Source organism: Frankia sp. CeRuru1 (genome assembly GCF_977966315.1).
The window spans coordinates 1-14,443 of sequence record NZ_CDWWEW010000098.1; the positions used below are offsets into that span (position 1 = coordinate 1).

At 70.7% G+C, this 14,443-nt stretch carries 10 protein-coding genes and 1 pseudogene; 6 read left to right on the plus strand and 5 right to left on the minus strand.

All coding sequences use genetic code 11. The features are described 5' to 3' along the window. A pseudogene (locus AC08OP_RS09815) lies at window positions 1–480 on the plus strand (phage shock envelope stress response protein PspM); the annotation flags it as partial. A gap of 443 nt (window positions 481–923) precedes the next feature. Then, a complete protein-coding gene (locus AC08OP_RS09820; RefSeq protein ID WP_476613906.1) occupies window positions 924–1,475 on the plus strand; it encodes an RNA polymerase sigma factor in 552 nt (183 codons plus the stop codon). Here the strand turns inward: AC08OP_RS09820 and AC08OP_RS09825 are convergent. After that, on the minus strand, window positions 1,453–6,138 hold the full coding sequence (locus AC08OP_RS09825) for an ATP-dependent helicase (RefSeq protein WP_476613907.1): 4,686 nt from the start codon (window positions 6,136–6,138) through the stop codon (window positions 1,453–1,455). The two genes, AC08OP_RS09820 and AC08OP_RS09825, sit on opposite strands and share 23 nt — an antisense overlap. Window positions 6,139–6,330: 192 nt before the next feature. On the opposite strand from AC08OP_RS09825, the gene AC08OP_RS09830 reads away from it, so the two are divergent. The 4 genes from AC08OP_RS09830 to rny all read left to right on the plus strand — a co-directional run bounded on the left by AC08OP_RS09830 (window position 6,331) and on the right by rny (window position 10,680). After that, window positions 6,331–6,525: a DUF3046 domain-containing protein gene (locus AC08OP_RS09830; protein WP_476613913.1), complete on the plus strand. Its 195-nt coding sequence runs from the start codon at window positions 6,331–6,333 to the stop codon at window positions 6,523–6,525. Window positions 6,526–6,691: 166 nt separating this feature from the next. After that, the gene (recA, locus tag AC08OP_RS09835) at window positions 6,692–7,729 is read left to right on the plus strand and encodes a recombinase RecA (RefSeq protein ID WP_476613908.1); all 1,038 of its coding nucleotides are present in this window, start codon (window positions 6,692–6,694) and stop codon (window positions 7,727–7,729) included. Window positions 7,730–7,732: 3 nt separating this feature from the next. Further along, the gene (gene recX, locus AC08OP_RS09840; RefSeq protein ID WP_476613909.1) at window positions 7,733–8,341 is read left to right on the plus strand and encodes a recombination regulator RecX; all 609 of its coding nucleotides are present in this window, start codon (window positions 7,733–7,735) and stop codon (window positions 8,339–8,341) included. Window positions 8,342–8,685: 344 nt separating this feature from the next. After that, entirely contained in the window at window positions 8,686–10,680 is a 1,995-nt protein-coding gene (gene rny / locus AC08OP_RS09845) for a ribonuclease Y (RefSeq protein WP_476613910.1), read from the plus strand. On the opposite strand, the gene AC08OP_RS09850 is transcribed toward rny, so the two are convergent. The 4 genes from AC08OP_RS09850 to AC08OP_RS09865 form a co-directional block, all read right to left on the minus strand. Beyond that, the gene (locus AC08OP_RS09850; RefSeq protein ID WP_476593985.1) at window positions 10,626–11,507 is read right to left on the minus strand and encodes an amino acid ABC transporter permease; all 882 of its coding nucleotides are present in this window, start codon (window positions 11,505–11,507) and stop codon (window positions 10,626–10,628) included. The genes rny and AC08OP_RS09850 overlap by 55 nt on opposite strands. Beyond that, the gene (locus AC08OP_RS09855) at window positions 11,504–12,124 is read right to left on the minus strand and encodes an amino acid ABC transporter permease (protein ID WP_476593989.1); all 621 of its coding nucleotides are present in this window, start codon (window positions 12,122–12,124) and stop codon (window positions 11,504–11,506) included. Before AC08OP_RS09855 ends, AC08OP_RS09850 begins: the two co-directional genes overlap by 4 nt. 114 nt (window positions 12,125–12,238) lie before the next feature. Next, window positions 12,239–13,198 carry a glutamate ABC transporter substrate-binding protein gene (locus AC08OP_RS09860; RefSeq protein ID WP_476613911.1) on the minus strand — a complete coding sequence of 320 codons (960 nt, stop codon included), beginning with the start codon at window positions 13,196–13,198 and terminating at the stop codon, window positions 12,239–12,241. 208 nt (window positions 13,199–13,406) lie between these two features. Further along, complete coding sequence (locus tag AC08OP_RS09865) at window positions 13,407–14,141, minus strand: amino acid ABC transporter ATP-binding protein (protein ID WP_476613912.1); 735 nt, start codon at window positions 14,139–14,141, stop codon at window positions 13,407–13,409. Window positions 14,142–14,443 lie beyond the last annotated feature (302 nt).

Sequence of the window (14,443 nt, forward strand, 5' to 3'; positions counted from 1 at the left end):
GCCGTGATCCGGCGGGAGGACCGCGGGTTCGCCCTGCCGAGCGCCCCCGCTCCGCAGCCCTGGGCGTTGCGGCACTCGGCGGCCGCCGAGCCGTTGCGCCGTGGCGAGGCGGGTCTGGCGGCGCTCGTCGCGATGGCCCGGACGCTTGCTCCCGGCGCCGCCCGCGGCCCGGTGCGGGCGGCCGTGGCCGGCGCCGCCGATCTGGTGGACGGGCTGCGGGTCACCGCCATACGGGTCGTCGCGTGTGAAAGGGCGGCCCGAGCGGTGACGCATCCCGCTCGACGAGCCGAGATCCTGGCGACGAGGAAGGACCTGGTGGCCGGAATGTCGGCGTCGGTGGCCACTCTGGACGACCTGCTGGCAGCGGCCAGCGAGGTCATGGGCACGGTGGTCGCGTCTTCGCCGGACCTGGCCCGACTGACCCAGCAGATCGAGGCTCTGCGCAGTTATGCAGCTGCTCTGCGTGAACTTTCCGGTTGATCGCGGGCGCCGGTGATGATCCAGCTGGGTGGCGCCATCGGGTAGGTCGTCGAGACGTTCCGCCCAGTTCCTTCGTGTACCCATAGTGACCGGCGGCGAGTGGCTCCATGAGGGCTTACGAAGCAGAACGTCATTCTCTCGCCCGTTTTGGCGGTGTACTGACCGGTTGATGGCGCCAAGGCGGCTCGCGATAAGCTCGGATCACAGTCGGGCGATAACACGGTGCGTATCGATCGGGCGGGCACGCCGCCCACCGGGATATGCCGCTGCTGGCTCACGTGAGAGCGGATGGTAATGTCCGCCTTGTCCTAGTCCGCTGTTCTGGCAAGCAGCGGGTCCAACTGACCAAGGCACATCGCGGTTCTCGGTGCTGGCGCGCTCCGGGAAGGTAGGCGATCGTGCTGGGGGGTGGCGCGGTCTGAGCATGACAGGTGGAGCAAGCCGTGACATGCCCTGCCGGGGACACGCCCTCGGTTGATTTTGTATCCGCTGCGCCCGTGGTCGAGCTGGACCGGCCATACAGCCAGCAGCGCTGGTTGCTGATGCTCCCGCATCGTGATCGGCTCATCCACATAGCCCGTAGGCGGTTGCCGAGCAAGGCCGACGCGGAGGATTGTGTACACGAGGCATTCATCCGCGCCGCCGGATTTCGGGATCTCGACGCGAGCCGGGTCGGGCAGTTTCTGACGACGACGGTGCTACGTCTGTGTATTGATCATCATAGAGCTCGTCAGCGCGCGGAGCGGGCGGTCGTACGCGGCTATCTGCAGCCGTGGGAGCCGGCCCCGGACGACGCCGTCTGCGACCGTGCGGAAGCCCGCTGGCTGCTGGCCCGGGCCGGGGCACTGCAGGGCCGGGAGCGTGAGGTGATCATGGCTCGGGCGGCCGGGAAGAGTACCCGGGAGGCGGCCGCGGATCTGGAGATCAGTCTCAAGGCTGCCGAGGGAGCGTTCACCCGTGGACGTGCCCGTCTCATTTCCTTCTCTCGGAACTGATGCTCTCGGAACTGATGCTCCGCAGCCGCAGGCCCCGCGGGGTCGGGTGGAAACCGGCGCGCTCCAGGGCGGCACCCAGGGTGCTGCCGACGATCGTCTGCCCGTCCGCCTTCTCCACCGTGAGCCTGCCGAGCCGGCCGTCCCGCACGGCGCGGGCCAACGCCTCCACCGCCGGGGCCACCCGATGGTCGTTCTCGGTCCATGACAGCAGGGAACGGCCCCCGCGTTCCACGTAGAGGATGAGTTCCCCGTCGATGATGACGACCATCGCGCCCGCCTTGCGCCCCGGCCGGTGGCCGGCGGCGCCGTCCGCGTCATCCCCCGGTCGGGTCGGCCAGGGCAGCGCGGCACCGAACGGGTTGGCCGGATCGGCCGCGGCCAGGACGACGGCCTGCGCGGACGATGAGCTCGGTGGGCCGGCCGCCGGCTGCGCCCAGGCCGGGGCGGCCTCGGCGTCCCGCTGTGCCGCGGCGATGGAGCGCAGCCGATCGACCGCTCCCGGGACGGCGAACTGGGCCGCGCCCAGGGACTCGACGAAGTAGCCCCGGCGGGCGCGGCCGGCGTCCTCGAAGGCGCTGAGGACCCGGTAGACCCCGGCGAACCCGCCCGGGTGCCGCTCGCTGGTCACCGCGCCGCGGGTGACGATGCCGTGGCGCTCGAGCAGCGCCTCGGCCAGCGCGTGGGCGCGCCGGGTCGGGTCGGTGTCCCGCTCGGGCAGCAGCGACCAGCGGCCGGCGGCCGTCGGGGGGCCGGTCCGCCGTGGCATCGCCGGCCGTCCGTACCGTGCCGCCCGGGGACGGGGGACGGCGGCGGCACCCAGCAGGGCGCGCAGCGGGGCGAGGGTGTCGTTGGTCACCCGCCCCGCCCAGACGAGATCCCAGAGCGCGGTGGCGAGCGCCGTGTCGTCGAGCGAGCCCATCCGGTCGGACAGCGCCCGGAAGAACAGGGCCGCCCCGCCGGTGAGCGCGTCGAGAATCGCGGTGTGCAGCGGACCCGAGGCGATCTCCGGGTCGGGCGGAGGCAGCAGCAGGGGCGCGGTGTCGGCGAGGACCAGGGTCAACCAGCCGCCGTCCCCGGGCAGCCCGCCGGCGCCCGCCCAGTGCACCTCGCCGGCGGAGCACAGCTCGTCGAGCATCGCCGGTGAGTAGTCTGCGACGCGGGCCGGGAGGACGAGCTGTTCCCACGCGCTCGCCGGGATCAGCGCGCCCTGCAGCTGCTCGACGGCGCGCAGCACGCCGTCCACCCCCCGGCCACGTCCGCTGGTGACCGACTGCCAGGCCGGTAGGAAGGCACCGAGGACCCGGGGCGGCACCGCCTCGACCTCCTTGCGCAGGGCGGCCAGGCTGCGTCGTCGCAGCGCGCGCAGCACGCCCGCGTCGCACCACTGCTCACCGCCGCGGTCGGGATGCAGCTCGCCGCGGACGAGGCGGCCGCCGCGGACCAGCCCGTCCAGGACACCGGCGACCACCGCCGTGCCCAGCCCCAGCCGGGCGGCCGGTTCCTCGGTGTCGAACGGTCCGTGGGTACGGGCATAGCGGGAGATCAGGTCTCCGAGAGGGTCACGCACCGGTTCGGTGAAGGCGTCGGGAACTCCCACCGGCAGCGGTACGCCCAGGGCGTCGCGCAGCCGGCCGGCGTCCTCGATCGCGACCCACCGCTCCTCGCCGGCGATACGGACCCGCAGGGCCCGGCGGGTCCGTTCGAGCTCGGCGAGCCAGCCCAGGGTGGCACCCCGGGCGACCGCCTCCGCGGTGGTGAGGTCGCCGAGCATGCGCAGCAGGTCGGCCACCCCATCGACATCGCGGGCGTGGCGGTCCGGGGCGAGCCGCGCGAGCTCCGCGGCGACCTGCGCGAGCGCCGCGGGATCGATCAGCTCCCGCAGGTCCGCCTCGCCGAGGAGCTCGGCCAGCAGGGAGCTGTCCAGTGACAGCACCTGCGCCCGGCGTTCGGCCAGCGGCGCGTCCCCGTCGTACATGAAGGCGGCGACGTAGCCGAACAGCAGGGCGGAGGCGAACGGAGACGGGGACGGCGTCTCCACCTCCACCACCCGCAGCGTGCGGGCCGACACCTCGCGCATCAGCTCCGCGAGCGCCGGAACGTCGAACACGTCCTGCAGGCACTCCCGCATGGTCTCCAGCACGACGGGGAAGCTGGCGAACGTCGCGGCGACGGACAGCAGCTGTGCGCTGCGCTGGCGCTGCTGCCACAGCGGGGTCCGCCGCCCCGGGGTCCGGCGGGGCAGCAGCAGGGCCCGCCCGGCACACTCGCGGAACCGGCTGGCGAACAGGGCGCTGCTCCCGATCTCCGCCCGCACGATCGCGTCGATCTCGTCCGGCTCGAACAGCGCGAGATCGGCGCCGGGCGGCTCGGCGGCATCCGGGATCCGGGCGACGATGCCGTCGTCGGTGTGCATGATCTGGACGTCGACCCCGTACCGCTCGCGCAGCCGGGCGCCCAGGGCGAGCGCCCAGGGTGCGTTCACCGGAGCACCGAACGGGGAGTGCACCGCCAGGCGCCAGTCGCCGATCTCGTCCCGGAAACGCTCCACGACGATCGTCCGATCGTCACCGAGACGGCCGACGGCCGCCTTCTGCTCGTCGAGGTAGCGCAGCAGGTTGGCGGTGGCCCGATCGTCGAGGCCGGCGGCCCGGACGCGGTCGGCCGCCGCCTGCGCCGGCAACCTGGTGATCTCGCGCAGGAACGCGCCGAGCGCGCGGCCGAGTTCGGCGGGTCGGCCTGGGGCGTCGCCATGCCAGAAGGGGAGCCGACCGGGCCGTCCCGGAGCCGGCGTCACCAGGACCCGGTCGGCGGTGATCTCCTCGATGCGCCAGCTGGATGAGCCGAGGAGCACCACGTCGCCGACCCGCGACTCGTAGACCATCTCCTCGTCGAGTTCCCCGACCCGGCTGGAGCGCTCCCCGACGAGGAAGACGCCGAACATGCCCCGGTCGGGAATGGTGCCTCCGCTGGTCACGGCGAGCCGCTGGGCGCCCGGGCGGGCGGTGAGGATCCCGGTGACGCGGTCCCAGGTGATGCGGGGGCGCAGCTCGGCGAACGCGTCGGAGGGGTAGCGGCCGGCGAGCATGTCCAGGACCGCCTCGAAGGCGGAGGCCGGCAGCGTCGCGAACGTCGCGGTGCGCCGGACCAGCGCGCCGAGCTCGTCGACGTGCCAGTCCTCCATCGCCGTCATTGCCACGATCTGCTGGGCCAGCACGTCGAGGGGGTTGCGCGGGTACCGCAGCCGCTCGATCGCCCCCGAGCGCATCCGCTCGGCGACCACGGCGCATTCGAGCAGGTCGCTGCGATGCTTCGGGATGATGACGCCGCGACTGGCGGCGCCGACCTGGTGGCCCGCGCGGCCGGTGCGCTGCATCCCGGCGGCGACGCTCGGCGGGGACCCGATCTGCACGACCAGGTCGACGGCTCCCATGTCGATGCCGAGTTCCAGGCTGGAGGTCGCGACGACCGCGGGCAGCCGGCCAGCCTTGAGATCCTCCTCGATTCCGGCCCGTTGCTCCCGGCTCACGCTGCCGTGGTGGGCCCGCGCGATCTCCGGCCAGCCCGCTGTGCCGCCGCCCTGGCCCGAGGCGCCCATCAACGCCGCGGGTGACGTCCGGCCGGCTTCTCCCGGCCCGTCCCCGGCCACGGATTCGCCCGCGGCGGTGGCCGCGGCGAGCCGCTCGGCGTACAGCTCGTTCAGCCGGGCGCAGAGCCGCTCCGCGAGCCGGCGCGAGTTGGCGAAGACGATGCTGGCGGAATGGGCCAGCACGAGGTCGAGGACATGCTGCTCGACCGCCGGCCAGATCGACGCTCGGTGCGGAGCGGAGGCCGCCGAGCCGTCCGGGGACTCGTCGAGGAGCGGTCCGCCGAGCCGGGTCATGTCCTCGACCGGCACCACGACGTCGATCTGGAGGGTCTTGGCCGCGGGCGGGCGGACCACCGCCACCGGGGCCGTTCCGCCCAGGAAGCGGGCGACCTCCTCGACCGGCCGCACCGTGGCGGACAGGCCGATCCGCTGGGCCGGGGTGTCCAGCAGGGCGTCCAGACGCTCCAGGCTCAGCGCGAGGTGGGCGCCACGCTTGGTGCCCGCCACCGCGTGGACCTCGTCGACGATCACCGTCCGGACGCCGCGCAGCGACTCCCGCGCGGCACTGGTGAGGATGAGGAAGAGCGACTCCGGGGTGGTGATCAGGACGTCGGGGGGCCGGGTGCCGAAACCGCGCCGTTCGGCGGCGGGGGTGTCGCCCGACCGCAGACCCACGGTCACGTCCGGCTGGGGTAGACCGAGCCGTTGCGCGGCGGAGCGTATCCCCGCGAGCGGCGCCCGCAGGTTCCGTTCGACGTCGACGGCCAGCGCCTTGAGCGGGCTGACGTAGAGCACCCGGCAGCGCCGGGTGGGCTCGGCCGGCGGCGTCGAGCGGGCCAGCGTGTCCAGCGACCACAGGAAGGCGGCCAGCGTTTTCCCCGAACCCGTGGGTGCGACGACCAGCGCGTTGCCGCCGGTGCGAATCGCCTCCCACGCGCCCCGCTGGGCGGGGGTCGCGGCGGTGAAGGCCGCGCCGAACCAGCTCCGGGTCGGGGCGGAGAACGCCGTGAGCGGATCCGGCGGATCGGGGGAAGTGAAGCCGGGCACGTTGACCAGTCTGCGTCGAGGGACCGACAACTTTCCGCCGGTGTGGTTCAGGCCGGGCCCGCCGTGGGGCCCGGCCTCGACCCGGTCGTGGTTCCCGCGACCGTGGTTCCCCCCGACCGTGGTTCCGCCGGTGGGAACCCCAACCGGGGATCCCCGGTGGGGATCCCCGACCAGGACCCCCTTGGGTGGTCCCGTCCCGTCCGGACGGTGCACACTGGCGAAGTGCGGTTGACCGAGTTCTGGGCGAAGATGAACACACGGTTCGGTTCCGCGTACGCAGAGTCGTTTGCGCGTGATCATGTGTTGTCCGGTCTCGGTGGCGCGACGGTCGAGGTGGCCCTGGCCCGTGGTGACGACGCCAAGACCGTCTGGCGAACCGTGTGCGAGGAGTTCGATGTGCCGGCGCGGGAGCGCTGAGCCACCGTCCGGTGTGTCGTCGGGTCGTCGAACGCATGTTCGTCTAGAGTCGTCCCTGTGCGGCTACTTGTCCACAGATCATCCTCGACCCTCGAAACTGTCGGACCCACGGCCTAACGTCATCCTCGTGGCCAAGACTCGACGACCTCAGCATGGAGTAGCTCCAATGGCAGGACTCGACCGTGAGAAGGCGTTGGATAACGCCTTGGCGCAGATCGACAAGCAGTTCGGCAAGGGATCGGTCATGCGGTTGGGGGACGACGCCAGGCCGCCGATCCAGGCCATCCCCACCGGTTCGATTGCTCTGGATGTCGCGCTCGGCATCGGCGGGCTGCCGCGGGGGCGCATCATTGAGATCTACGGCCCGGAGTCGTCCGGGAAGACGACCGTCGCCCTGCACGCGGTGGCGAACGCGCAGGCGGCCGGTGGTATCGCGGCGTTCATCGACGCCGAGCACGCGCTCGACCCCGAGTACGCGGGAAAGCTCGGCGTCGACACCGACGGTCTGCTGGTCTCCCAGCCGGATACCGGCGAGCAGGCGTTGGAGATCGCGGACATGCTTGTCCGGTCCGGCGCGCTGGACATCATCGTTATCGACTCGGTGGCCGCGCTGGTCCCGAGGGCCGAGATCGAGGGTGAGATGGGGGACAGCCACGTCGGCCTCCAGGCCCGCCTGATGTCCCAGGCTCTGCGCAAGATGACCGCGGCGCTGGCGAACTCCGGCACGACCGCGATCTTCATCAACCAGTTGCGCGAGAAGATCGGGGTGATGTTCGGCTCCCCGGAGACCACGACCGGTGGTAAGGCGCTGAAGTTCTATGCGTCGGTGCGCCTCGATGTCCGTCGTATCGAAACCCTCAAGGACGGCACGGAGGCCGTGGGTAACCGGACCCGCGTCAAGGTGGTGAAGAACAAGGTGGCGCCGCCGTTCCGGACCGCCGAATTCGACATCGTCTACGGAGGCGGTATCAGCCGGGAGGGTTCCCTGATCGACATGGGGGTCGAGCACGGCATTATTCGTAAGTCCGGTGCCTGGTACACCTACGACGGCGATCAGCTCGGCCAGGGCAAGGAGAACGCCCGGTCGTTTCTGCGGGACAACCCCGATCTGGCCAACGAGATCGAAAAGAAGATCAAGGAGAAGCTCGGCATCCTGCCCAGTCTCGAATCCGATGCCGTGGCGCCCGTCCCGGTCGATCTGTAGCCGATGGCAGGAGCAGATCCGGGGAATGCCGCGGCCGGTCCGTCGTTCGCCCGGACGGCCGTCGCGGCGGACGAAGAGCCGCGGCTGAAGGATCCGATCTCGGTCGCGCGGGAGATCTGTCTGCATCAGTTGGCGACCAGAGCGAGGAGCCGAGCAGAGCTTGCGGCGACCATGCGGCGACGAGGGGTCACCGATGAGATCGCCGGTGTGGTCCTCGACCGGTTGGCCGCCGTCGGTCTGATCGATGACGAGGCCTTCGCCGCCGCCTTCGTCTCCTCCGCTCGGGCCCGTCGTGGGCTGGGTAGGCAGGCCTTGGCCACAGAGCTGCGTAAGCGGGGAGTGGATCCGGACACCGTCGAGGCCGCCGTGGCGGTGGTCGGGGCGGACGACGAGGAGGAGGGCGCCCGCGAGCTCGTCCTTCGTCGGCTGCGGTCGATGGACCGCCTGCCCGAGCAGGTCCGTACCCGAAGGCTCCTCGCCATGCTGACCCGAAAGGGCTATCCGGTCGAACTGGCGGTCCGGGTCGTGAGCGAGCAAGTCGCTCAGGGGCTCGACGGCGGAGGTCGGATGGCCTGGGTGGTCGATGGCGACGAAGACGACGGCTCGGTGTGAGTGGTGGGGAGATTGAGCCTGGGCCGTCAATGCGCCCTTATTTCTTGACCAGGGATTGTGCGAGACCTAGTCTTTCTTGAAAGGTGACAGGACTCCCGCGGCGACGCGGTCTTGATAGCTCGTCCAACTTCACACGGAGGCAGCCGCTGCGAGTGGGTGCCCGAAGACGGTATGCTCGCCGGCCGGTCGACGTTGGATAGGCCGGTTCGGGAGGCCGTCCGGGCTCCATATCGCAATGGCGCAATCCGCGTGCTGCCCCTCTACGGCTGTGATCGTGCCGAGACGAGGGTCCTTCGCCGCTCCAGCCCGCCTGTGCGGGTCCGACGGAAGCGGAGGGAGCAGCGATGGAGGGCGTCCTCGTCGTCCTGTCGTCACTCGTACTTGCCGTCCTGAGCGTTCTGATCCTCGCCGTGGCGCGGTTGGTCCGGGCGACCCGGGTTGACAAGATACCCGACCCCGCTCCGGTGGTGTCCCGAACCCCGGCCGCCCGGGACGTCGGGGACGTGACCGGTCCAGCGGACGTGACCGGTCCGGCGGACGTGACGAGTCCGGCGGACGTGACGAGTCCGGCGGACTTCGACGAGGAGCCGACGGTCCGCGTCCTGCCCACGGTCCGGGAGGGTTCCGGCGCTCCGGCCACGACGGACGCCGACTCACCCGCCGATCGAGACGGCACCGCCGCGCGGACCGGGGGTTCGGCCGTGACCGCCGATCGCTCCGACGGCGGCCTCCGCGCGGCTCATGGTGGTAGCGCGGAGGAGGCGGCGCAGATTGTGGCCCGAGCCGAACGGGAGGCGGCGGAACGGTTGGCGCGGGCTGAGCGGGATGCCGCCGAGATCCGGCGACGCGGCGAGGAGGATGTCGCCCTACTGCGCGAGCGGATGCTCGCCGAGGCGGCAGTCGAAACCTCGCGGCTCCAGGCCGCGGCGAGAGAGTCCGTCCGCGCCGAGCAGGAGGCCGCCCGGACCGAGATCGCCGCGGCGCGGGCGGCGTTCGACGGTGAGCAGCAGGCCCGGCGGACGGAACTGCAGAGCCGGGAGGCTGCGCTGGCCACTCGGGAACAGCGCGTCGAGGACCGGATGGCCAGCATCGACGATCATAGTCGTCGCCTGGCGGGCCGCGACCGCGACCTGCTCGACCGGGAGAACGACCTGGCCCGTCGGACGGTTGAGGTGGCCGACCTCGAACGTGCCCGTCATGCCGCGCTGGAGCAGGTGGCCGGGCTCACCGCCGGGCAGGCCAGGGGGGAGCTGATCGCCGTCATCGAGCAGGAGGCCCGGCGGGAGGCGGCGCTGATGGTCCGCGAGATCGAGGCCCGGGCTGAGGAGGAGGGTGAGGAACGCGCCCGCAGGATCGTGACCACCGCCATCCAACGGGTCGCGTCTGACCAGACCACCGAGTCCGTCGTGACGGTCCTGCATCTTCCCGGCGATGAGATGAAGGGCAGGATCATCGGGCGGGAGGGACGCAACATCCGGGCTTTCGAGTCCGTCACCGGGGTCAACGTGCTCATCGACGACACGCCCGAGGCGGTGCTGCTGAGCTGCTTCGATCCGGTGCGTCGCGAGGTCGGTCGCATCACGCTGGCGGCTCTGGTGTCCGACGGCCGGATCCATCCGCACCGCATCGAGGAGGAGCACGCCCGCGCCCAGCTCGAGGTGGCCGAGCGGTGCGTGCGGGCGGGCGAGGACGCCCTGCTCGAGACCGGCATTTCCGAGATGCACCCCGAGCTGGTCAATCTGCTGGGCCAGTTGCGTTACCGAACCAGCTACGGCCAGAACGTGCTCGCGCACCTGATCGAAAGCGCCCACCTCGCCGGAATCATGGCCGCCGAGCTGCGCATGCCGCTTCCACTTGCGAAACGAGCGGCTCTGCTGCACGACCTCGGCAAGGCTCTTACCCACGAGATCGAGGGCTCTCATGCGTTGATCGGGGCGGATGTGGCCCGTCGCTACGGTGAGGACGAGGAGGTCGTGCACGCGATCGAGGCCCATCACAACGAGGTCGCACCCCGCTCGATCTGCGCGGTGCTGACCCAGGCCGCTGACCAGATCTCCGGTGGCCGGCCTGGCGCCCGCCGCGACAGCCTGGAGTCGTATGTGAAACGGCTCGAGCGCATCGAGCAGATCGCCGGTGACCGTCCGGGTGTCGACAAGGTGTTCGCCATGCAGGCCGGCCGGGAGGTGCGTGTCATGGTCGTGCCCGAGGAGGTCGACGATCTCGCCGCCCATCTGCTCGCCCGGGACGTCGCCAGGCAGATCGAGGAGGAGCTCACCTATCCGGGTCAGATCCGGGTGACCGTCGTGCGCGAGACCCGTGCGGTGGGCACCGCCCGCTGAGCCGGGATGCGGCCGCCGAGGCGGCGGTCCTGGCGGCGGTCCAGCCATCGGGCCAACAGCGACAGCAGCCCGTTGGTGACGATGTACATCACCGCCATGACGGTGTAGATGGGCAGGGCGTACCTGCTGCCCAGGTACTCGACCGCACTGCGTCCTGATCGCAGCAGCTCGCTGTAGGCGATGACGTAGCCCAGTGAGGTGTCCTTGAGCAACGTCACCAGCTGGCTCACCAGCGTCGGGCTCATCCGCCGGACCGCCTGGGGAAACTGGATGAGGCGGAAGATCTGGACCGGCCGCAGCCCGACCGCCGCCGCGGCCTCCGTCTGCCCCCGGTCGACCGACTGGATCCCGGCGCGGAAGATCTCGCTGAGCACCGCCCCGTTGTAGGCGGTCAGCCCGATGACCAGGGCCCAGAACGCCGAGAGCCGCCAGCCGAGCGCCGGCAGACCGAGGTAGGCGAACAGGATGAGCATCAGGACAGGCAGGCTGCGGAACAGCTCCACCAGCAGCGTGGCCGGGATGCGCACCGCCCGGCGCTGGGACAGCCGGGCCAGGGCGAGCAGGGTCCCCACCGCCGAGGCGAACAGCATCGCGGTCAGCGCGGCGCGCAGCGTGTCGAGCAGCCCGTTCCACAGCAGGGTGCGCAGCGCCGGTTGATCGACGAAGACACTCCAGCGCTTGCCGTCGAGCTGGCCGGAGTCGGCGAGGCGGAGCACCGCCAGCGTGACCAGCCCGACGAGGACAGCGGCGGCCACCACACTCGCGATCAGGATGCGACGCCGACCACGCGGACCCGGTGGATCGGCCAGGATGATCTCGGTGCTCATCGCGCCCTCGCCACCCGTCGTTCGGCCAGGGACAGCCCGGCTGCCAGCACCGCGGTGAGGATCAGGTATGCCACCACACCGCCGAGCAGCACGACGATCACCGCATCCGGATTGACGGTCGTGAGCCGTTGGACCATGCCGGTCAGCTCCTCGACGCCGAACGCCGCGGCGATCGAGGTGTTGCGGATCAGCGCGCTCACCACGCTGCCCAGCGGTTGCAGCACGTTGCGGAATGCCTGCGGAAGGATGATCATTCGCAGTGTCTGGGAGAAGGTCAGGCCCAACGCACGAGCCGCTTCGGCCTGACCGAGGTCGACCCCATTGATCCCGGAACGCACCGCCTCGCAGACCAGCGCGGCGTGATAAATCGAGAGCGCGACCACCGCGAACGTGAAATATGAGAAGACGATGTCCAGCTGCGGCAGGACGAACACCACGAAGAAGAACACGACGGTCAGCGGGGTGTTGCGGACCGTCTGCACGTAGGCGGTGCCGGTCCAGCGCAGCGGGGGCACGGGGGAGACCCGCATCGCTGCGAGGACGGTACCGAGGATCAGCGCCGCGACGGACGCGAACAGGCTTAGCCCGACCGTCCGGCGGAAGCCCTCGGCGAAGATGTCGAGGTTATCGATGACGGCGTCGATCGCTGTCCTCCCTCAGGCGGTGGCGGGTGGACGACCGGTCGGCCCGGGTGAGGCCGACCGGTCGTGCCCCGAGCGATGATTGGCGGATCAGGACGTGTACCGGTCGGCAGCCGGGGGAGTGGGCACGGTCGGCTCCACCTTGCCGAGGGTCGAGGTGTACGCCTTCTCCCAGCGCCCGTCCTTGTAAGCGGCCTCGAGCGTGTCGTTGATGAAGTTCCGGAACGCGTCGTCACCCTTCTTGAGGCCGATGCCGTAGGGCTCCTTCGTGAAGGTGTCACCCACCACCTTGAAGGCGTCGGGGTCCTTGTCGACGAGACCCAGCAGGATGCCCTTGTCCGTGGTGACCGCGTCGACCTGACCGTTCTTCAACGCGTCGGCGCACTTGCTGTACACATCGAACAGCACGAGCTGGGCGGTGGGCGCCACCCGGCGGATGTTCTCGGCCGGCGTGGATCCGCTGACCGAGCACACCTTCTTGCCGGCAAGGGTGTCCTTGCCGGTGATGTCGGTGTTGTTCTTCGCGACCATGATGGACTGGCCGGAGACGTAGTACGGCCCCGCGAAGTCGACGACCTTCTTCCGTTTGTCGTTGATTGTGTAGGTGGCCACCACGAGGTCGACCCGGCCCTGCTGGATGAAGGGTTCACGGTTGGCCGACACGGTCTCCACGTAGGAGACCTTGTCGCGTGGGATGCCCAGGGCATCCGTGACGATCTTCGAGATCTCGACGTCGAAGCCCTCGGGCTGGCCGCTGAGGTTCTTCAGCCCGAACAGGTTCTGGTCGAACTTCGTCCCGATGATGATCTTTCCAGCGTCGTGCAGCCGGGCCATGGTGGTGCCGGCGGTGAAGGTCACCGAGGCGGTGGGTGCCGAGGCGTCGTCGCCGCCGCTCCCACAGGCACTCAGCCCGAGGGCGGCGAGCAGCGTCACGCCGGCGAGGAGCGCGCCGCCGCGCCTGTGGCGGCTGCGTCCGCGTGACAACCCGCCTGAGCTCCCGTTGAGATGCCCGGCGGCGGGGCGCCGCGTCCGGCTGAACGATGTACGCATGACTGATCCTCTCGCAGTGGTCCGGACCGCGGGTCCGGAGCAGGTGATCTGGCGTCGGGTGGTGTGTGTCCCCCTGAGGAACTGCGTCCCTCCGGTGGTACGTGCCTCTGGTGTGCCTCCGGGTGCCGGCGGCGCGGCGGGCGGCGGGTGCGACCGGGTCGGGCCCGGTTGGGCCGGGTTGGGCCCGGTTGGGCCGGGTCGGTGGAGGTCAGTGCTGCAGGACCCGGGCCAGGAAGTCCCGGGCGCGTTCGGTCCGCGGCGCGGCGAAGAAACTCTCGGGCGGGGCGATCTCGAGGATGCGGCCGTCCGCCATGAAGGCCACCCGGTCCGCGGCGGAACGCGCGAATCCCATTTCGTGGGTGACGACGATCATGGTCATGCCGCTGGTGGCCAGTGACCTCATCACGTCCAGCACCTCGGAGATCATCTCTGGGTCGAGCGCCGAGGTCGGTTCGTCGAAGAGCATGAGCACGGGATCCATCGCCAGCGCCCTGGCGATGGCGGCGCGCTGCTGCTGGCCGCCGGAGAGCTGGCGGGGCAACCGGTCCGCCTTGTCGGCGATCCCCACGCGTTCCAGTAGTTCCTGGGCCCGGGCGCGGGCCTGTAGGCGGTTGTGCCCCAGGACCTTGACCGGCCCCAGGGTGACGTTCTCGAGCACCGTCTTGTGCGCGAAGAGGTTGAACGATTGGAATACCATTCCGACCCGTGACCGCATCCGGGCGAGCTCATGGCTCTCCGTGGGCAGGGGACGGCCCTCGAAGAGGATCCGGCCCTCGTCGATCGTTTCCAATCGGTTGATGCAGCGGCACAGGGTCGACTTCCCCGACCCCGAGGGCCCGATGATGATGACGACCTCGCCCGCCTCGACGGACAGGTCGACGTCGGCCAGGACCCGGTTGTCGCCGAACGACTTCCCGACGCCTTCCAGGGTCACCAAAGGCATGTCGACCTCCCGGCACAATGACGGTGTGGTGTTGGGCCGAGCGTCCCGGCGGCCTCATGATGGAACGGCCAGGCGCGCGGATCGGTCGTGGGGCCGACAGCTGGGGCGGTCGTCTCGCGCGGATTTCGGCGCACTGGCGGGAACATTCGAGAATAGTATCCCTGCAGCTATGCAAATATATCGAGCGGGGTGTTGCCCGATATCTCGGGCGGCCTCCAGGCCAGGATGGGTCGCCCCAGCTCCCGACGGGGAGGGCCCCGGTCCCGCCGGCGAGGCGGTCCGCGACGCGATCCCGTCCCCGC